Here is a 19,604-nt window from a genome sequence, read left to right as displayed (position 1 = left end):
CGCCGGAATGCGCCGCGGACGTTTTCGGGGGCGGTTACCGGCCGGAGGTGTCGACCAGATCGCCGGCGAGCACCCAGCGGTCTCCTCGGAAACGCTGGATCTGCATGGCCTCCATCGGATAGCCGTCGCCCTCGCCGGTCTGCAGGGTGATTCCCGGCAGCAGCAGATCGATCTCGACACCGTCGAGTGAGCGCATCGCATCGCGCAGGCCTTCTCGGGTTTTGCAGGCCGCGGCGTCGAAGGTTTTGTGGAAACTCTGTGCCATCGCCCAGCCGACCAGGGTGTATCCATCGGACGGGTCGGCGCCGGGGACGTACTGGGCCAGTTTGTCGCGGTAGAGGCGCATCCCGGGGTCGTCGGTCCACTGCGGGTCGGCCGGGTCCTTCACGAAGACCGAGGTGACGACGTTCTGCACATTCTCGAACCCGACCGGCTCGAGCACGCTCATCGTGCTGGAGACCTGGGTGAGGATATGCAGCGGATTCCATTCGGGATTGCGCGCATCCGCCGCCAGCGTCTGCGCCGCGAATTTCGGGGTGGCGAAGTTCAGCAGCACATCGGCTTTCGAGTTCGCCAGGTTGCGCAACTGGGGGTCGACCGTGGGGTCGGTGACCTCGTAACTCTGTTCGGCGATCACCCGTACCCCGCTGCCCGCGGTGGCCTCGGTGAAACTGGCCAGCAGGTCCTTGCCGAAGTCGTCGTTCTGGTACAGGACCGCGACGGTGGCCTCCGGTTTCTGCTCGGTGACGTACCGCGCGAACACCTGGCCTTCGGCGTGGTAGCTGGGCTGCCAGCCGATGGTCCACGGATGTCCGTCGCCGACACCCCACTGGGTGGCCCCGCCGGCGACGAAGATCTGCGGCACCTCGCGCTGGTTCAGGTAGTCCCAGACCGCCGCCGAGGTCGGGGTGCCGAGCGTGGACAGGACGGCGAACACCTGGTCCTGTTCGACCAGCCGCCGTGTCTCCTCCACGGTTTTCGGGGGCTGATAGCCGTCGTCGCGCAGCAGGTATTCGACCTTGCGGCCGTCGATACCGCCTTGTTCGTTGTTGACGTATTCGAAGTAGGCCTGCATCCCCTTCGGGAGTTCGGCGTAGGCGGAGGCCGGGCCGGACAGCGGGAATACGCCGCCCAGTTTCATCGTGCTGTCGGTGAGTCCGGTCGTCTGCTGGCCTTGGCAATCGCCGGAGGCCGTATTGCCGGTGGCGTCGTCGCGACCCCCGCAGCCGGCGACGGCGACGACGACCGCGGTGGCGGCGAGCGCCGCCTGTATCGCTCTAGTGCGCATCGGTTCTTCCTTTCCGGGCCCGGTGTCCGAGCCAGTGCGCCGCCCGGCCGACGAGTCCGGCCAATCCATTCGGCGCGAGGTACATGACCGCGATGATGAGGAGCCCGAACACGACCCCCGGTGCGGCTTGGTTGATGTCCTGGGCGACGGTCGGCACGTACATGACGAACAGGCCGCCCAGCAGCGGGCCCCACTGTCCGCCGAGTCCGCCGACGACCAGTCCGGCCAGCAGGGTGATGGAGAAGGTGAGCGTGAAGGAGTCCGGGGACACGTACCCGATCACCCAGATGTAGATGCAACCGGCGGCCCCGGCGAACATCGCACCCCAGGCGAAGGCCAGGGTTTTGTAGAACGCCGGCCGCACGCCGGTGACCTCGGCGGCGATCTCGTTGTCCCGCACCGCGTGCAGTGCCCGCCCCACCCGCGACCGCAGCATCCCGGCGACCAGCAGATAGCTGACGGCGGTCACCGCGAGAGCCAGGAAATACAACCACTGGTCCTCGGCCAGCCCGGTCCACGCCGGTGGCTGTGGCTTGTCCAGGGTCAGGCCCATGGAGCCGCCGGTCACCGATTCGAAACGTTTCAGCAGGGGTACCAGGAATATCGCGATGGCCAGGGTGACCAGTGCGAGATAGAGCCCGCGTAACCGCAGAGCCGGGATACCCAGGCCGATGCCGAGGACGAACGCGACCGTCGCCGCGACGGGCAGGGTCATAGGGTAGGGCGCATCCCAGCGGTCCATCATGATCGCCGTGGTGTAGGCGCCCACCGCGAAGAATGCCCCGTGCCCGAGCGATATCTGCCCGGTATGTCCCACCAGCAGGTTCAGCCCGAGCAGGGCGACCGCGTAGATCATCGCCAGCGACAGCTGGAAGGTGTGGAAGGGCGCCAGTTCGAACGGCGCCCAGCAGGCCATGACCAGTAGTACAGCCACCGCCGTCCACGACCGGTCTATCCGCCGGAACCGAGGCCGCGGCCGCACCGGTTCGGCTGCGGGAGGGCGCTTCTCCGGGGCCATCGTGGTATCCGGAATTCCCATATCGCTCATACCCTTTCCACCGCCGGCGTGCCGAACAGACCATGCGGCCGGAGCAGCAGCACACCGAGGATGATCACCAGTGGCACACCGATCTTCAGTTCGGTGCCGATGACGTCGAGATAGGCTCCGGCCAGGGTTTCCGCGACCCCGACGATCAGCCCCCCGGCCACCGCACCACCGGGGCTGTCGAAACCGCCCAGCGTGGCCGCCGCGAAGGCATAGATGAGAACCCCGCCCATCATGTTGGGTTCGAGGAACAGCAGCGGCGCCGACAGGACACCGGAGACTGCGCCCACGGCGGCAGCCAGTCCCCAGCCGAGCGCGAGCACGGTGCCGACACCGATACCCACCAGCCGCGCCGACTGCGGGTTGGCGGCCACCGCACGCATCGCCAACCCTGTCCGGGTGTAACGGAACAGCACGTACAGCAGCGCCATCACCACCGCCACCACGGCGAGAATCCCCAGATTGCCGTATCCGGCGGTGACCCCACCCGCCCGTAACGCACCTTCCGGGAACGGGTTGGGGAAACTCTTCAGCTGATACGACCAGATCCAGCCCGCGGCCGCGTTCACGAAGAAGAACAATCCGACGGTGACGATGACCAGCGTGAGTTCCGGCGCCCCCTCGACGGGCCGGATAACAACCCGTTCGATCAGCATGCCGCCGGCGAACGAGATCGCGAGGGTTACCGGCAGTGCCAGCCAGAACGGTGTCCCGCTCTGCACCAGCTGCCAGGCCAGGAACGCCGAGAACATGGCCAGCTCGCCCTGGGCGAAGTTGACGATCCCGGTGAATCGGTAGATGAGGACCAGGGCGAGGGCCATACCGGCGTAGAGAGCCCCGGCGCTCAGCCCTTCGATGATCTGCTGCGCGAATCCGGACACGGTCACACCCGGTATCCGAGGTAGGACCGGGCGACCTGTTCGTCGGCGGCGATATCGGCCGCCGAACCGGACAGGACGATCCGCCCGCTTTCCAGCACATATGCCCGGTGCGCGGTGCGCAGCGCCAGCTGAGCGTTCTGCTCGACGACGATCACAGTGGTGTGTTCCTCCGAGTTGATGGATTGCACGATGCGGAAGAGTTCCCGGGTGACCATCGGCGCAAGGCCGAGTGACGGTTCGTCCAGGAGCAGCAGCCGCGGTCGGGACATGAGTGCCCGGCCGAGCGCCAGCATCTGCTGCTCACCACCGGAGAGCCGTCCTGCCTTTTCGTGCAGTTTGTCGCGCAGGACCGGGAAGTAGTCGTAGACGCGGCGCAGGTCGGTATCGAGACCGGCTCGGGAGCGGCGGGGTCCCGCGCTGTCGTCACGTGTTCCGCGACCACAGCCGAATCCGGCGCCGCCCCCGCGGCCGAATCCGGTACTGATGCTTCCGCGGCGAAATCGGGCCCCGCCGCGGGTGTAGGCGCCCAGGCGGAGGTTGTCCTCGACGGTCAGCGGCGCGAAGGTGCCACGTCCCTCCGGAACATGCGCCACCCCCGTCCGGGCGATCTTTTCCGGCGCGCGCCCGCCGATTTCGGATCCCGCCAGGGTTACCGATCCGCGCACCCGGACGAGACCGCTCAGCGCCCGCAGCAGAGTGGTTTTACCGGCCCCGTTGGGACCGAGCACAGCGCATATCTCGCCGGCGGCTACGCAGATATCGATCCCGTGCAGCACCTCGCCGGCGCCGTAACCGGCCGTGAGACCGGTTACGGCGAGCAGGGGCTCACTGCTCATGACACGTCCTTTCGAAACATTCACCGGCCCAGGGCCTCCCGTGCCGGCCGGTCGGCAGGCGCGGCGGTCATGCCGCCGTTCCCAGGTAGGCCTCGATCACGGCGGGGTCGCGCTGGACCTCGGCAGGCGTCCCGTCGGCGATGACCCGCCCGAATTCGAGGCAGATCACGCGATCACAGAGGCTCATGACGAAGCCCATATGGTGTTCGACCACCACCACGGTCAGGTCGAAATCCACGCGCAGGCCGGCGAGCAGTCCGGCGAATTCGCCGACCTCCCCGTGGCTGAGTCCGTTGACCGGTTCGTCGAGCAGCAGCAGGCGGGGTCCGGCGGCCAGGGCCCGTGCGAGTTCGATCCGTTTCAGCGTGCCGAACGGCAGACCGGCGGCCGGATGGTCGGCGATATCGGCCAGGTCGAGGCGTTCGAGCAAGCCGTCTACCTGAGTGCGCAGCCGGCGTTCTTCGGTGCGTACCGGTGGTAGGAACAGGCTTGCCGCGAGAAATCCGGCACGTGCCCGGTGGTGGGCGCCGGCGAGTACGTTGTCCCGGACGGACATACGGGTGAACAGGCCGAGGCTCTGGAACGTCCGCGCGATTCCGAGCCGGGCCATGAGATCGGGCCGTACCGTCAGCAGATCGGTTCCGAGGTAGTGGAGTGCGCCGGCGGTGGGGGCGCAGCGCCTGGTCAAGCAGTTGAACAGCGTGGTCTTACCCGCCCCGTTGGGGCCGATGAGACCGGTCATTTCGCCGGGCGCCACGGCGAATCCGACATCGTCGAGGGCCGTGATACCGCCGAAGCGAACGGTCAGGCCGGATATCTCGAGCATGCATCCTCCGGGGGCGTGGTCGCGACCGAAATGCTGTGGGGCAGCACATAGTCCGTCGGACCGGCTATGGGTCAGGCCAGCGTAAGAGCGGAATGAATGAAACACATCAGCTCATGCGTCCCAATTATCGCCGCCGCATTTGTCCTCGAAGTACAAGTGAGCAGGGCGTAATTTGATACATATATGGCCGAATGTTGACATTCCCCGCTAGCGCGTGGACCATCCGACTATGTCTGCTGGATCACATCCGCTCGCCGCATCGCTTCCCGAACCGGTACAGCTCGCGCGCACCCGGATCGCCGGCGTCGTCTACGACCGTGCCGAGGAGATCGCCGCACAGGGCAGCACCGCCATCCTCGCCCAGGTCCCCGGCTACGGCGGCCGCGACAGCGAATTCCGCGCCGACGTCCACGACCAGGTGGCCCGTCTGTGCCGCACCGGACTGGGCGCACTACTGAACCACCGACGGGTCACCGCGGCGGAACTCACCCAGACCCGCCGGGCGGCGGTGCGGCGCGCCCGATCCGGACTCCCACTGGCCGACTACATCACCGCCTTCCGGCTCGGCCAGCAGACCTTCTGGAAGAACCTGATCGCGCACGCCGGCGATTCACCCACCGCCCGGGAAGCGACACTGTCACTGGTACTGCCGCTTACCCGGTACTGCGATCTGATCAGCACCGAGGCCACGCAGGCGTACCTGGATTTCCAGCAGCACCAATCGGCCGAAGCCGGTCGCGACGAGCACGATCTCGTCGAAGCTTTGCTCACCGGCACGCTTCCCGAGCGTGGACCACTCCCGGCGGCCGCAGCCGCCCACGGTATCGGGTCTGCGCCCGGGGAACGCCTCGTCGTCATCGCGGCCACGATCCTTGACCGCAGCGTCCGCTCCGAAACCGACGCAGCGCATATTGTTTCGTCGGCGCTGGCACGTACCGGGGTCAACGGGCACCGTACCCTGGCCGTCGTCCGTGCTACCGATATCGCCGCGGTCGCCGGGCTCGGCCGCGCCACCGCCGGCGAGCTGTGCACCCGGCTACGGCGTACCCGCGACGCCCTCCTCGCGGAGGGCATCACCACCGCGTTCGGGATCAGCACGGTGATCACCGGTATCGAACAACTCCCCCGCGGCCGGCAGGAAGCACTCTCGGCCTTGGACCTGCTGCCCGACAGCGGTGGCGTGCTGGCGCTGCCCGAACTCACCCCGTTCCGCTATCTGGTCCTCAGCTCGGACGATACCGCGCGCAGCCTCGTCGACCCGCGCATCGCCCGCGCCCTCGCCGACGATCAGGCCAAGGGCGGGGTACTCGCCGATACCATCCGGGCCTTCATCGCCGCCGATGCGAATCTGCGCGAAGCGGCGGAGGCCCTGCGTATCCACCACAACACCGCCAAATACCGGCTGCGCCGGATCCAGCAACTGACCGGCCGCAATATCCGCACCGTCACCGATCTCGTCGAGCTCCTGGTCGCGATCGAACTCCGGCAGGCACCGGCCCCGGTGCGACGCGAACGCTGATCTGCCACGGTGTCTCCCGCGGCGACCCGCAGCGCGACAGGGTCCCGCACAGCCGCCTCGCGCGTGGGTATTATTTCCGGCCGTACGCGAAACGTGTACCGGCCGAGCCTTTTCGAGCAGGTAGTTCCGGCCGTTCCGGACTGCGCCCGGAATCCCGGCGCACAACCGCAGGGGGTATCAGTGACAGGGCAGTCCCGGCCGGCGTCCACACGACGCCGCGGTAGCACCGTCACACCGGCGGATTCCACCGGTTCCCGAATCCCGCTCTACTCTCGCGAATTCGCGACCGACCCGCACGGTTTCTACCAGTGGATGCGCCGGCGTTTCGGCACGCTGGTCCCGGTCGACCTGGCGCCGGGGGTGCCCGCCACCCTCGTCGTGGACGACCGGACAGCACAGCGAATCCTCGACGACCCCGGCACTTTCCCATCCGACCCTCGCGCCTGGCAGCAGAAGGCACCGGCCGGATTGCCGATCGTGCCGATGATGCAGTGGCGGCCCAATCCGCTACGCACACACGGCCCGGACCACGACCGCTACCGTGCGGCCACCGTGGACGCGCTGGCCGGCGTGGACCCGAATTCGCTGCGTACCACCGTTTCGCGCATCGCAATGGATCTGATCAACCGGTTCTGCTCCGAGGGCGCCGCCGATCTGCTCGACCGGTATGTGGTGCCGCTGGTGTTCCGGACGATGGACGATATCCTCGGCTGCCCGACCGAACTCGGTGATCTACTGTCTCGCGCGTTGACCGAAATGATCGACGGTGCCGCCGACGACGGCGCCGAGCCCCGGATCCAGCGGCTGCTCGCCGAGCTGATCGCCGGTAAACGCGCCGAACCCGGCGACGATGTCACCAGCCGCCTGATCCGGCACCCCGCGAACCTGTCCGATGAGGAGCTCGTTCACCAACTGCTGGGCCTGTACTGGACCGGGATCGAACCGCCGCGCAATCTGATCGCCAATACGCTGCTGCTGATCCTCACCGATCCCCGGTTCACCAGCGATCACACCGGGTTCGCACCGCCGGCCCGCGACGCACTCGACGAGGTGCTGGCGAGCGATCCGCCGCTGGCGAATCACAGCATCAGTTATCCACCGTTTCCCGTGCTGGTCGACGATGTCCTGCTACCCGCGGATCAGCCCGTACTCATCGGCGCGGCTGCCTGCCATGGCCGAGTCGATCGGTCGGACACCCCCGAGGACCAGAATCTCGCCTGGGGCCGCGGACCACACGCGTGCCCGGCGCATGCCCGGGCAATTTCCCGTCTGCTCGCCGAGGAAGCGGTCGATCAGCTACTCGATGCGCTACCCGATCTGAGTCCTGCATTCGACCCGGATCGGACGATCTGGCGACCGGGCCCCTTCCACCGCGCGCTCATCGCGCTTCCGGTGCGCTTCCCGCCCGCACCGGGAATGCCGCTGGGCTGATCACCCGCCGCGGGCGCTACCCATCCCGGCGATGCGAACACCGGCCCCCTAACACCGGGCGCCTCATCGGCGATTATCCCGGTGTACGTGCTCGTCGATCCCGCCAGGGAGGCTACCCATGGTTACTCCGGCCGTTGTCCCGTCCAACCCCGTTCAGGGCCTGATCATGGAATTGAGCCGGCTACTGTGCAGCCTGTCGTCGGGCGAAGGTTGCATGGTCATCATGTAGCCGGCCGGGCTGGGATGGTGTGGTGTAGGCTGACGCAGTCGCCTTTCGGCAACTTTCCCGCATCCCCGATGTATCTGTAACCGCTAGTAACAGATACTTGGGGCGTTCGTCCTCGGTGATCCACCTGTTTCCGTCCCCGCCCGGCGTTACCATGCGCAGATGGGGCAACCCGCCACACCACGCGCGGACACCCTCGGGCGATTGCACGGCGATCAGCTCGCGGAAACCCTGCGCCGATTCACCGCGGCGTGGCAGGATTCGCCCCCACCTCCTGATCTCTCCCGGTACCTACCCGAGTCCACCGCCCTCCGGCGGGTGGCACTCATCGAGCTGATCAAGATCGACCTCGTTCACCGCCCGCGATACACCGGGCAGGACAAACGCCTCGCCGATTATGTGGCCGAGATCCCGGAACTGGGTGATCGGCCGCTGCCCCCGGACCTCGTCTACGAGGAATACCACCAGCGGCGCCGCGCCGGCCTGCCGGTCGACCCCGACGAATACACGGCCGAGTACCCGGATCAGGCCGCGGAGCTGTCCGAACTCCTGGCCACCGGCGAGTACCGGAGTACACAGTTCGGGAGCACCACCGGCGAAAAGCCGGCGACCGTGGACGATATCGAGGCAGGTAGCCGCATCGACGATTTCGATCTGCTCACTCTGCTCGGCCGCGGCGCCTTCGCTCGGGTCTTCCTGGCCCGGCAGCGCACCATGCAGCGGCTGGTCGCGCTGAAGATCTCCGCCGACTCCGGCACCGAACCGCAGACGCTCGCCCAGCTCGACCACGACTACATCGTGCGGGTCTTCGACCGGCATATCCTGCCCAGACCACGGCTGCGACTGCTGTACATGCAGTACATCCCCGGCGGGACCCTGCTGACCGTGCTCGGCAGAGTCCGCGACACCCCGCCGGCCGACCGCAGCGGTGCGCTACTGCTCGACGCGATCGACGACGTCCTCGACGACAAAGGCGAGATCCGCCCGGCCGAATCGGCTGCCCGCACCGAGATCTCATCGCTGACCTGGCCCGAGACCGTGGCATGGGTGGGCACCCGGCTGGCCCGGGCCCTGGATCACGCGGACCGGGCCGGGGTCTTGCATCGCGACGTCAAACCGGCCAACGTCCTGCTCACCGCCGAAGGGATACCGAAGCTCGCCGACTTCAACATCAGTTTCGGGGCGAATGTGGCGGGGTCGAGCCCCGTGGCGTATTTCGGCGGATCGCTGGCCTACATGTCGCCCGAACAACTCGCCGTCATCCACCCCGATCTACCGGGCACCGCCGCCGATCTGGACACCCGCAGCGATCTCTACGCACTCGCGGTCGTGCTGTGGGAGCTACTCACCGGACGCCGGCCGTTCGATGACACCGCCACTGCCACCGATCCCGCCACAGGCCACCCGGAAACCACCGCCGGCGATGCCGCGGCGAGACCCGTCCCGCCGTCGCCGGATCCGGCCGCCACCGCCGGACCACCACCCGAACCGGCGGGCTCCGCGCCCGCCGAATCGCCCCGGCAGCCGGCCCCCGGAGACCGGACAACCCTCGAAGCCATGCTCTCGCTGCGCCGACGCGGCGCCCGGGCCCTTCCTTACTCCGACCTCCCGCCGGATTGTCCCGTCGCCTTGCGCCGCACGCTGGTGCGAGCCCTCGATCCGGATCCGGCCCAGCGCTGGTCCCACGGAGCCGATATGGCACGCCAACTCCAGATCTGCCTGGACCCCCGCGCACGAGATCTGGTGGACCCACCGCGGGGCAGCCTGCGTCGCCGTGCCCGCGCCCTGCTGCACCCGATCATGTTCCTGTCCATCGCCGTACCGAACGCGCTCGCCATCTGGTACAGCTACTATCACAATCGAGTTCTCATCATCGACGACCTGGACGCCGGGGCGCACGACATCTTCCAGCGGGTCGCGCCGATCACCTACGGTCTCGCATTCCTGACCGGTTTCCTCGTCACCACCGTGCTCACCGCGCATCTGGGTTCGGTACTGCGTGGCCTCCACCGCGGCGGAGGCGGGCGGGCCGGCCGCAGTTACGACAACGCCGCGCTGGCCCGGGCCCGACGCGACACCCTGTTGCTGAGCAGTCGTACCGTGCTGGCCTGTTTCCTGCTCTGGGCGATCACCGGAATCGCCGTCCCTGTCACGGTGCAGGCGTCCGGTAGCACGCTGGGGGCGGCGGCCTCGGCGCATTTCTTCGGGACCCAGATCATCTGTGGCGCGATGGCCATGGCGTATCCGTATTTCCTGGTCGGCACCTATGCGGTGCGCTCACTGTATCCGGCGTTCCTGCCGCTGGGTGGTGCGTTCGGCAGCGATCTGGAACAGTTGCGCGCACTGGATCGGCGCAGTACCTATTTCCTGCTGCTCGCCGCGGCGGTCCCGCTACTCGGTGCGGCCGGTGCAACATTCCTGCCGGCCGCCGATATCGCTGAGGTGCGGCCGGCATTGCGGGTGCTGTCACTGGGCAGCGCACTCGCTTTCGCGGGGGCGTATCTGCTGTTCCGGACGCTCGAACGCGATATCGCCGCACTCGAACGTGTAGTCGCCCACGGAATCGCCCCACACGCCGCGGATTCGGCGAGTACGGTATAGCCACTGCATTGCTGCGGGGTGAATCGAAGCGGTGGGAAAGGCGGGGCACAGGATATGCACGATCCGGGATCGCCGGGTATCGGATTCGTTCCATCGCAGGCCGATAGGTCCGCACCGGTATCGGGAGCCGGTCAGCTGCCCAGGTATCTACGCGGCGGATATCGCGATGCCACACCGTTGCTGACGGGCGCCGCACGGCCCGCTCCCGGGCCACGTCACAGCGCGGAACCGGCACCGCAGCGCCGCACGCTCGCCGCGCGCTATCGCAGCGCCGATCCGATCGACCTCGACGGCGCCACGGTATATCCCATGTACAGCGAACAGTTGCCGACTCCGGCATCGGCACTGACCATGACCCTGCTCTCCGCGACACCGCCGGCCGGATTGGCCGCCGTCGGTATCGGCCTGTCGGTGATCGACGGATATATCGATCTCGACGACCGCCACCTGGCCGGAGTCGATATCTGGCGCGACGCACTGGAACGCGGTATCACCTTCGACCTGGCCGCGGACTCGCCGGACGCCCTGTTCGCGCTCACTCCGGTGTGGTCGAACGCCGCGGGGGAGCCCCAATCGTGGTCGGGTAACTACGGAATCGTCGTCGAGCGCACGGAAACGGGCCGTACCGTCCTGTGGTGCAGTATGGGCGAAGGTCCACCCCATTTCGCCGATCTGGTGATCGAGGTGCGCAGCACTCCGCTGGATCCCCACCCGCACCTGTTCATGTCCGGTGCCATCCCCACCGTCTCCACGGCCACGCCCCCGGAACGCCGGAGAAACCGGCACCACTGGGTGGAACCCGATGATCCCGACTCCGACGATCTCGACCACGACCCGTGGGCAGCGCATTACGAACCTGCCTCGGACGACTCGGCGACGTCGCCGGCTGCCGGCGAATCCCCGATAGAGCCGACTGCGGTCGAACCCTTGACGACGCCTGCCGTGGACGACTCCGCCGCGGCAGCAGTCACCGACGACTCCGCGACGGAATCCACCACACCCGAGTCCGTGCCGGCACCGGTCGTCCACGAGCCCGAGCCCACCGCAGCAGATTCCGAAGCCGAAACCACAACGTCGACGCCCACAATGTCGATGCCCGCTGTGTCGACGCCCAGCGCAACCGCCCCTCCAGCCACACCCACCGTCTCGGCGCACATCTCAACCGACCCGCTGCCCACACCCACCGCGCCGACCCACACCACATTCGGCGTTCTGCCTGCACTCACCACAGCAGCGCACAACACAGGCGGCGCTCTGCCCGAACTCACCGCGCCGAAACACACCACAATCGATCCACTGCCCACACCCACCGCGCCGGAGCACACCACATTCGGCCTGCCGGCCGTACCGGCTGTCTCGGCTCCCGCTATAACCAGCCCTCCGGCCGCACCCGCGGTGTCGACGCCCACTACAGGCGACTTCACGTCCGCACCTATGCCGCGCAACGCCCTGACAGCGACCACAACCCGCAACTCCGCGGCCACACCGGGAACCCCGGACTCACCGACGGCACCCCCGGACAGCAACCACTCGGTCACACCGACAGTCCAGACCGCTGAGGCGGCCCGCCGTTCCCCGGGGGCCCACATCGAAGCGGACTGGGTGACGACACCCCCCGCACCCGATTCGCCGGCCGAATCCGTTGTCGGCGAAACTGCGTGGGCAGCCGGCGCCACGGATTCCCTGACCGAATCCGCGGAGGACGATGCCGAGATACAGGGATACCCCTGCAGTTTCGCCGATATCCAACTGGCCGCCCCAACATACGCGGACGAACCGGATCACATCGGTGACATGGAGGCCACCGCGCCGCACCGCGCGCTGGTCGACGACTTCACCGGGTACGACGACCCGCTCACCGGAACAGCGGCGGGCCACCACTTCTCGGCCGACGCGGATCCTCATCCGGACGCCGGGCGGCGCGGATGGGCCGAGAACCCGGAACTGACAGGCCTCGTCCCGATTATCCGCGATGCCGGATTCACCGACTACGGCCCCGAGCCGCCCCGGCAGGCAACAACCGATTCCACCGCGAACACCTCCCTGTACTGCACACCGCTGCTCTCCGGCGACGAAGCGGTCACGGAAATCGCAGTGCGCGACGATCACTCGCTCGTCGACACCCTCGCCGACGATTCACTCGCGCCGGTTCCACCCGCTGACCAGCCGTATACCGACGACGAGATCGACCCGGCTCGCCTCCATTCGCTCGGCGCGGTGGCACACGCCCAGGGTGACGACGACCGGGCGCATCTCCTGTGGACCCGCGCCGCGCGGGCCGGGCATCTCGCAGCCATCTTCGACCTCGGCGCGCTGTCGCTGCATCGGAACGATCCGCGCGCCGCGGAGCGGTGGTGGCGGGCTGCGGCCGGTCGGCGGATGATCCCCGCCATGGCCGAACTCGCGGTACTCCTGGAACAGCGCGGCGCCGTCGCGGAGGCTCATATGTGGCGTACTCAGGCAGTGGCCGAAGAGGTGATCGCCACCGCGACCCGCCGTCCGGCTGCCGGCGAAACACTCACCGGCATGCGCTGAGGATGCACGGGGGCGTTGCGGCCTGAAAACCAGTTGAACACGCGGCCGGGTTCCGGCGACGATACTGCGACCACCATGGATACGCCGCCAGATGTGTTGCCGGCCGTTCCGTGCACGGCAGTCCGGCACCGGCACCGGTTTCGCCGACGACAGGACCGCTGTCGCGGTCGGGATCGGCAGCGGATTCGGCAGTCGGCCCGGCCGCCCGGGACCAGGTATTGCGGACCGGGATCCGGCTGAGCGCGCTGTCGTTCAACGGCCGATCACCCCGTCGGCGCCGGCGGTCGCGGTTGCCGGGAAAACCCCGGCCGGGTTGCCGTGCGACTGCACGCGACGGCGGTTGCGATGAGTTTCGGGCGCGGCGGCGGTCCAAGGTGGTGATATGTCCACCGGTCGCCACTTGACCTAAACCAATGTCGAGGTTGTTGAGTTCATGAGTATGGAAGCCCCGAATGGACCTGCCGACGCGACCGGCACCCGCCTCGACCTCGCCGACCCCACCGTCCGGACTTTCGCTCAGCTGCTGGTGAACGTGCTGCTCGTATCGTTCATCAACTTCACGATCTGGTTCGGTATCACGTTCTTCGTCTACCTGGAGACCCGCTCCGTTTTCGCGACCGGGATGATCGCCGGGATTTTCCTGGTCGCGATGGCCGGCACCGGCGTGTGGTTCGGCAGTATCGTCGACCACCACCGCAAGAAGTCGGTGATGCAGGCTTCCGCGCTGGTGTCCCTCGCGGTCTATGCGATCGCACTCGCGTTCTACCTGGTCACTCCGGCCGAGGCATGGCGCGATCCGGCCGGTATCCGCCTGTGGGTGCTCATCGTGCTCGTGATGGCCGGCGTGATCGCCGGTGGTCTGCGGACGATCGCGCTGCCGACCGTGGTCACCGCCATGTTCGACCCCCGTATCCGGGATCGCGCCAACGGCTTGGTCGGCACGACCACCGGGATATCGCAGCTGGCGACATCGGTGGCCAGTGCGCTGCTGGTCGGCTGGAACGGAATGCTCGGCGTGCTGGTGATGGCCGTCGTCGTCCTCACCGGCGCCGTCCTGCACCTGCAACGTCTCACTCTCCCGGACGCGCTGTCCCGTGCCGCCGCCGCGGGCGAACCCAAACGGGTCGACCTGCGCGGGACGGTGCGGATCATCCGCGGAATTCCGGGCATGATCCCGCTGATTGCCTTCACGGCGTTGAACAACCTTCTATTCGGTGGGTTGATGGCGCTGATGGACCCGTACGCCTTGTCGATGATGTCGGTGCAGGCCTGGGGCATCATCTGGGGCGCGCTCAGCGCGGTGATGATCGCCGGCGGCCTGCTCGTGGCCCGAACCGGCACCTCGTCGAATCCGGTGCGGTTGATCCTGCTGATCAACCTGGCGCTGTGGGCGGTGATGCTGGTGTTCCCGCTCCGGGATTCGGTGCTGCTGCTGGTGGGCGGTATGGCAGTGTTCATGGTGCTGATGCCCTTCGCGGAGGCCGCCGAACAGACTGTGCTGCAAAAGGTCGTCCCGTACGAACGGCAGGGCCGGGTGTTCGGTTTCGCGCAGAGTGTGGAGCAGGCGGCCTCTCCACTGACCGCATTCCTGATCAGCCCGCTGGCGCAGTTCTTCTTCATCCCGTTGATGACCGACGGGTCGGGTGCCCGCTGGATCGGCGGCTGGTTCGGCACCGGCGAAGCCCGCGGTATGGCGCTGGTGTTCGTCCTGCTCGGTGTCCTCGGCCTGCTGTTCACCGGTTACGCCCTCGGCAGCAAGCATTACCGCTACCTGAGCCGCAGCTACCGCGCAGGCGGTCCGCGGGTGGAGGATTCGGAACACGGCAGGGAGAAAACAGATCCGGATATCGCGACCTCGCTCGGCGCCCCGGGCGCCGATACACCGTTGGCCGAACTGCCCGCGAACGATCTCGAGGCCGAGTTCACCGGACTGATACCGGAACAGCCATGCGACGCGACGGGATGCGAACCCGCGGGAGTGCGATGAGCAGGCGGACGCACTGATGGCAGAGTCCTTTTCGAATCCGCCCGAAAACCGTTGGACGGTTCTCCACGAGCCGTCTTAGAGTGAGCGCTATGGGAACTTTGTGCACCAGCGGAGTGTGCGCGGGCGTGTACTACCTCCGCCTGCGCACGGCAGCTCGGACTCTGCCGGCGCACCTCGCACTCCGCTGACGCCGCCGGGTCGTCCCGCTCACGGGACCCCCGGCCGTAATCGATACCGGTCCACCCGGCCGGTATCTCGTCGCGATCATCCGGCGCTTCGGCGCCGCGTACAGCACCGGCATGGGTCCGGGCGAATCAGCGCACCTCGATTCGGCCCACTCCTCCGGAGGACCAATGTCCCGCCCGCGTACCCGTATGCCCGCGACTCGCAAAAGGCTGTCACAAAATTTCCTGACCGAACCCGCCACCGCCCGCCGCATCGTGGTGGCCGCCGATATCGGCCGATCCGAACTCGTCCTGGAGATCGGGCCCGGCGACGGTATGCTCACCCGCCACCTCCTTCGATATGCAGGACTGGTGGTTGCCTATGAAAAGGATCCGGAATATGCCCGCCGACTCTCCGTAAGGTACGCCACCGACGACCGAATCAGGGTGGTGAACAAGGATTTCCGTTTCGTCGTCCCACCGGCACAACCGTTCGCCGTCGTCGGCAATATCCCGTTCGGGGCGAGCACGGATATTCTGCGCTGGTGTCTGGGAGCGCCTCGGCTCACTTCGGCCACGCTACTCACTCAATACGAATTCGCCCGGAAATACAGCGGCGATTACGGACGGTGGACAAAATCGACCGTAATTCATTGGCCGGATCGGGTTCCGGCCCTGGGTGAACGGATCGACCGCAGGGAATTCTTTCCGGTACCCCGGGTCGACGGCGCGATACTGCGCATTGTGCGCCGCCCGGTCCCGCTGTTACCGGCCGGTGCCCGCGCTGATTACCGGCGAATGGTGGAACTGGGATTCTCGGGAATCGGCGGTTCACTTGCCGCCTCACTCCGGCAGGCGCATCCGGCCCGGGCGGTGAACCGGGCCTGCGCCGCGGCCGGGATCGCGACCGACCTACCGGTGGGGCTGGTTCCACCACCAGCATGGCTCACCCTGTACCACCGGTTGTCCGAGACCGCATCGCCGCGAACCCGCCGCCCGGCACCCCGTCGCCATGGGCGATAAGTCCCTCCTACACCGCCGTGAAGTCGCGACTCGCGATATATGCCGGTCGGCGTGCCGGTGCCGCGAACGGCTCTTCCAGCGTGTTCTCCACACTGTTGAACACGAGGAAGATATTCGACCGCGGGAACGGCGTGATGTTGTTCGCCGACGCGTGCATGATATTCGAATCGAACAGCAGCGCCGACCCGGCCGGACCGGTGAACTGCTCGATTCCGTACTTATGGGCCAATTCGGTGATATCGGCCTGGCTCGGTACCCCGATCTCCTGCTCACGCAGTGATTCGCGGTAGTTGTCCGCCGGAGTTTCGCCCTGGCAGGGGACGAAAGTGCGATGCGATCCAGGCATCACCATCAGGCTGCCGTTGTACGGGTAGTTATCCGTCAACGCGATGGACAGACTCACCGCCCGTGGCGTGGGCATTCCGTCTTCGGCGTGCCAGGTCTCGAAATCGGAATGCCAGTAGAAGCCGGTACCGAATCCGGGGAGGTAATTGACCCGGCTCTGGTGGATGTACACATCCGAACCCAGAACCTGCCGGGCCAGATCCACCACCCGGGATTCGCGTACCAGCTCCTTCACCGCCGGGCTCAGCGTGTGCACATCGAATACCGAGCGCACCCGCTGCGACGTCTTCTCCACGATGAGCCGGTCGTCACCCCGCAATTCCGGATCAGTTGCCAGCCGATCGATCTCGGCGGCGAACTCGGCCACCTCTTCGGGGCTGAGCAAACGATCCAGAATCGCGTAACCGTCGGTATCGAACGCAGCCAGCTCCGCGTTGCCGATCCGGCCCCACACCGTCGCGTCGTGTCGCTCCTGAAGCGCCAGCCGCTCGGCGGTTCTGGTCGGATAGCGATCGATCCGATTGTCAACCAACGTCGTTCGTCCTTCCTCTCAGTCGGCCGGAACGGCGATCAACGGATAAACGCCGTTCTCGTCGTGCACCTCCTGCCCCGTGACAGGAGGATTGAACACGCACAGCATCCGCATCCGTGTCCGTGTCCGCACCTCGTGCTTCTCGTGCCCGTCGAGCAGATACATCGTGCCCGGGGCGAGATCGTAGGTGCGGTCGTTGGTCAGGTCGGTGAGGGTGCCTTCACCCTCGACCAGCCAGACCGCTTCCACATGGTTCTGATAGTGGAAGACGTGGGTGGTGCCGGCCTTGATGGTGGTCTCGTGGAACGAGAACCCCACACCATCACCGCCCAGCACGATCCGTTTGCTACGCCAATCCTCCGCACCGACATCGCGGTGGGTGCCGGTGATCTCGTCGGTGGTGCGCACGATCATTTCTGTAGTTCCTCTCAGCTGCAGACGGTTTCGACGGCATCGCCCAGGATGCGCAAACCGTGGTCCAGTTCGTCGTCGGCGATGGTCAGCGGCGGCAGCAGTTTCACAACTTCATCCGATGCCCCGGAGGTCTCGGCCAGCAGGCCACGCTCGAACGCGACCTGGCAGACTTTCCCGGCCTGCGAGGCGTCGTCGAAGACCAGGCCGTGCACCAAACCGCGGCCCCGAGTCGAGATTCCCGGTGCGGCCGCGGAGATATCGTTCAACGCCGCGGCCACCCGCTTACCCTTGGTGCCGGTGGACTTCTCCAATACATCATCGGACCAATAATGCTCGAGCGCCACCTGCGCGGTCACGAAGGATGGATTGTTACCCCGGAAGGTGCCGTTGTGTTCGCCCGGTGACCACACATCGTGCTCCGGCTTGAACAGCACCAGCGCCATCGGCAGGCCGTAACCGCCGATCGACTTGGACAGGGTCACGATATCGGGGGTGATCCCGGCCGCTTCGAAGGAGAAGAACGGGCCGGTGCGACCGCAGCCCATCTGCACATCGTCGACGATGAGCAGGATGCCGCGGGCGGAGCACAGCGAGGCCAGATGCTTCAGCCATTCGGCGCGGGCCAGGTTCACCCCGCCTTCACCCTGCACGGTTTCCACGATCACGGCGGCCGGGCGGTCCAGGCCGGAGGAGGAATCGTCGAGCACCCGCTCCATCCACTGGAAGTCTGCGGTGGTGCCGTCGAAGTAACCGTCGTAGGGCATCGGTGTCGCATGGTTGAGCGGAACACCGGCACCGGCGCGCTTCATGGCGTTACCGGTCACCGACAGCGCACCCAGCGTCATCCCGTGGAATGCGTTGGTGAAGCTGAGGATCGTCTGGCGGCCGGTCACCTTACGGGCCAGCTTCAGCGCCGCTTCCACCGCGTTTGCGCCGGTCGGGCCGGGGAACTGCACCTTGTAGTCCAGGCCGCGCGGCGCCAGCAGGGTATCGCGGACGGTCTCCAGGAGTTTGCGCTTGGCGACAGTGGACATGTCCAGACCATGGGTAACACCGTCACCGGCCAGGTAGTCGATCAGCGCCGTCTTCAGCAGGGGGTTGTTGTGGCCGTAGTTCAGCGCGCCCGCTCCGGCGAAGAAATCGAGGAAATCCCGGCCGTTCTCGTCGCGCAGCCAGGCACCCTGGGCGGTCTCGAACACCGCGGGCCAGGAGCGGCAGTAACCGCGGACGTTGGATTCCAGGTCGTCGAAGATCGTCGTTTCAGGGGTAATCATCAGTGATCCCTTTCGTTTTTACGGGCGATCGGGGAGATGGTGTAGAGGTCCTCGGCGGCGTGACTGTCCGGGAAAACATCCGGTTCGAACAGAACGCTTCGCACCATTTCGGCGCCGCGGCGGCGAGCCAGCGAGGCGAACATGGCGATCGAGGCGGGATTATCGGGGGACACGGTGGTCTCCAGCGCGTTTACGGCACCGCCGGCCGGATGATCCGGCGCGGTGACGGTGGCGACCAACCAGTCCAGCATGGCGACCCCGGTTCCGCGGCCACGCTGGTCGGCGTCCACAGCGACCTGCCAGACGAACAGGGTGCCGGGCGCATCGGGTCTCAGGTAGCCGGTGACGAAGCCGACGACACGACCGTCGCTTTCGGCGACCACCGAGCTGGCGGCGAAATCTCGGCACCACAAAAGGTAGGAATAGCTCGAATTGACGTCCAGGACCTGCGACTCGTCGGCGATTTGCCACAATCGCGCGGCGTCCGTGATCCGCGGTGCGCGCAAGCTCACGCCGGTACTGGCGGGCTCCGCATCGGTCGCGGCGGACGAGGTGGTCGAGCCGGTGCCGGTCGAACCGGCGGTCTGCGTGCCGGTCGAACCGGCAATCTGCGTGGACTCAGTGTGTAAAGACATACAACTCCGATGTCTGCTTGCAGTACTTTCCCAGGCTTACGA

Annotated in this window: 15 protein-coding genes; 6 read left to right on the top strand and 9 right to left on the bottom strand. The window is 66.9% G+C overall.

Features of this window, described 5'->3' with window-relative positions; genetic code table 11:
• Window positions 1-34 precede the first annotated feature (34 nt).
• The 5 genes from QH196_RS12575 to QH196_RS12555 all read right to left on the bottom strand — a co-directional run bounded on the left by QH196_RS12575 (window position 35) and on the right by QH196_RS12555 (window position 4,876).
• Complete coding sequence (locus QH196_RS12575) at window positions 35-1,288, bottom strand: ABC transporter substrate-binding protein (protein WP_280415951.1); 1,254 nt, start codon at window positions 1,286-1,288, stop codon at window positions 35-37.
• Complete coding sequence (locus tag QH196_RS12570) at window positions 1,278-2,336, bottom strand: branched-chain amino acid ABC transporter permease (RefSeq protein WP_280415950.1); 1,059 nt, start codon at window positions 2,334-2,336, stop codon at window positions 1,278-1,280. Before QH196_RS12570 ends, QH196_RS12575 begins: the two co-directional genes overlap by 11 nt.
• Window positions 2,333-3,220: a branched-chain amino acid ABC transporter permease gene (locus QH196_RS12565; RefSeq protein WP_280415949.1), complete on the bottom strand. Its 888-nt coding sequence runs from the start codon at window positions 3,218-3,220 to the stop codon at window positions 2,333-2,335. The genes QH196_RS12570 and QH196_RS12565 overlap by 4 nt, the downstream gene beginning before the upstream one ends.
• Window positions 3,217-4,050, bottom strand: a complete 834-nt coding sequence (locus QH196_RS12560; protein ID WP_280415948.1) for an ABC transporter ATP-binding protein — start codon at window positions 4,048-4,050, stop codon at window positions 3,217-3,219. The genes QH196_RS12565 and QH196_RS12560 overlap by 4 nt, the downstream gene beginning before the upstream one ends.
• A gap of 67 nt (window positions 4,051-4,117) precedes the next feature.
• A complete protein-coding gene (locus QH196_RS12555) occupies window positions 4,118-4,876 on the bottom strand; it encodes an ABC transporter ATP-binding protein (RefSeq protein WP_280415947.1) in 759 nt (252 codons plus the stop codon).
• Window positions 4,877-5,105: 229 nt separating this feature from the next.
• Between QH196_RS12555 and QH196_RS12550 the strand changes: the two genes are divergently transcribed.
• From QH196_RS12550 to erm, 6 genes are all read left to right on the top strand, one after another.
• Complete coding sequence (locus QH196_RS12550) at window positions 5,106-6,395, top strand: PucR family transcriptional regulator (protein ID WP_280415946.1); 1,290 nt, start codon at window positions 5,106-5,108, stop codon at window positions 6,393-6,395.
• A 180-nt stretch (window positions 6,396-6,575) separates the two neighbouring features.
• On the top strand, window positions 6,576-7,826 hold the full coding sequence (locus QH196_RS12545) for a cytochrome P450 (RefSeq protein WP_280415945.1): 1,251 nt from the start codon (window positions 6,576-6,578) through the stop codon (window positions 7,824-7,826).
• Between the two features lie 388 nt (window positions 7,827-8,214).
• Window positions 8,215-10,653: a serine/threonine-protein kinase gene (locus QH196_RS12540; protein ID WP_280415944.1), complete on the top strand. Its 2,439-nt coding sequence runs from the start codon at window positions 8,215-8,217 to the stop codon at window positions 10,651-10,653.
• A 54-nt stretch (window positions 10,654-10,707) separates the two neighbouring features.
• A complete protein-coding gene (locus QH196_RS12535; protein ID WP_280415943.1) occupies window positions 10,708-13,188 on the top strand; it encodes a hypothetical protein in 2,481 nt (826 codons plus the stop codon).
• Between the two features lie 433 nt (window positions 13,189-13,621).
• The gene (locus QH196_RS12530; RefSeq protein ID WP_280415942.1) at window positions 13,622-15,175 is read left to right on the top strand and encodes an MFS transporter; all 1,554 of its coding nucleotides are present in this window, start codon (window positions 13,622-13,624) and stop codon (window positions 15,173-15,175) included.
• A gap of 353 nt (window positions 15,176-15,528) precedes the next feature.
• Window positions 15,529-16,362: a 23S ribosomal RNA methyltransferase Erm gene (gene erm, locus QH196_RS12525; RefSeq protein WP_432279482.1), complete on the top strand. Its 834-nt coding sequence runs from the start codon at window positions 15,529-15,531 to the stop codon at window positions 16,360-16,362.
• A 7-nt stretch (window positions 16,363-16,369) separates the two neighbouring features.
• Here erm and thpD read toward each other — a convergent pair whose 3' ends face one another.
• From thpD to ectA, 4 genes are read right to left on the bottom strand one after another with little or no spacing between them, the layout of a single operon-like run.
• Window positions 16,370-17,239, bottom strand: coding sequence for an ectoine hydroxylase (thpD, locus tag QH196_RS12520; protein WP_432278022.1), 870 nt, complete (start codon window positions 17,237-17,239; stop codon window positions 16,370-16,372).
• An 18-nt stretch (window positions 17,240-17,257) separates the two neighbouring features.
• Window positions 17,258-17,653 carry an ectoine synthase gene (locus tag QH196_RS12515; protein ID WP_280415940.1) on the bottom strand — a complete coding sequence of 132 codons (396 nt, stop codon included), beginning with the start codon at window positions 17,651-17,653 and terminating at the stop codon, window positions 17,258-17,260.
• A gap of 14 nt (window positions 17,654-17,667) precedes the next feature.
• On the bottom strand, window positions 17,668-18,927 hold the full coding sequence (gene ectB, locus QH196_RS12510; protein WP_280415939.1) for a diaminobutyrate--2-oxoglutarate transaminase: 1,260 nt from the start codon (window positions 18,925-18,927) through the stop codon (window positions 17,668-17,670).
• A complete protein-coding gene (ectA, locus tag QH196_RS12505) occupies window positions 18,927-19,562 on the bottom strand; it encodes a diaminobutyrate acetyltransferase (protein ID WP_280415938.1) in 636 nt (211 codons plus the stop codon). The genes ectB and ectA overlap by 1 nt, the downstream gene beginning before the upstream one ends.
• Window positions 19,563-19,604: the final 42 nt, after the last annotated feature.

It is taken from the genome of Nocardia carnea (assembly GCF_029868325.1).
Lineage (GTDB): Bacteria > Actinomycetota > Actinomycetes > Mycobacteriales > Mycobacteriaceae > Nocardia > Nocardia carnea_C.
Note: the sequence above shows the minus strand (reverse complement) of the source record. Positions and strands in the feature narration are given on the sequence as shown.

Bases quoted from the DNA above. Each gene is read 5' to 3' on its own strand.
- QH196_RS12550 (WP_280415946.1), top strand. From the start codon at position 5,106: ATGTCTGCTGGATCACATCCGCTCGCCGCATCGCTTCCCGAACCGGTA.
- erm (WP_432279482.1), top strand. From the start codon at position 15,529: ATGTCCCGCCCGCGTACCCGTATGCCCGCGACTCGCAAAAGGCTGTCA.
- QH196_RS12555 (WP_280415947.1), bottom strand. From the start codon at position 4,876: ATGCTCGAGATATCCGGCCTGACCGTTCGCTTCGGCGGTATCACGGCC.
- ectA (WP_280415938.1), bottom strand. From the start codon at position 19,562: ATGTCTTTACACACTGAGTCCACGCAGATTGCCGGTTCGACCGGCACG.
- QH196_RS12570 (WP_280415950.1), bottom strand. From the start codon at position 2,336: ATGAGCGATATGGGAATTCCGGATACCACGATGGCCCCGGAGAAGCGC.
- QH196_RS12530 (WP_280415942.1), top strand. From the start codon at position 13,622: ATGAGTATGGAAGCCCCGAATGGACCTGCCGACGCGACCGGCACCCGC.
- QH196_RS12535 (WP_280415943.1), top strand. From the start codon at position 10,708: ATGCACGATCCGGGATCGCCGGGTATCGGATTCGTTCCATCGCAGGCC.
- QH196_RS12560 (WP_280415948.1), bottom strand. From the start codon at position 4,050: ATGAGCAGTGAGCCCCTGCTCGCCGTAACCGGTCTCACGGCCGGTTAC.
- QH196_RS12515 (WP_280415940.1), bottom strand. From the start codon at position 17,653: ATGATCGTGCGCACCACCGACGAGATCACCGGCACCCACCGCGATGTC.
- QH196_RS12540 (WP_280415944.1), top strand. From the start codon at position 8,215: ATGGGGCAACCCGCCACACCACGCGCGGACACCCTCGGGCGATTGCAC.
- QH196_RS12575 (WP_280415951.1), bottom strand. From the start codon at position 1,288: ATGCGCACTAGAGCGATACAGGCGGCGCTCGCCGCCACCGCGGTCGTC.
- ectB (WP_280415939.1), bottom strand. From the start codon at position 18,927: ATGATTACCCCTGAAACGACGATCTTCGACGACCTGGAATCCAACGTC.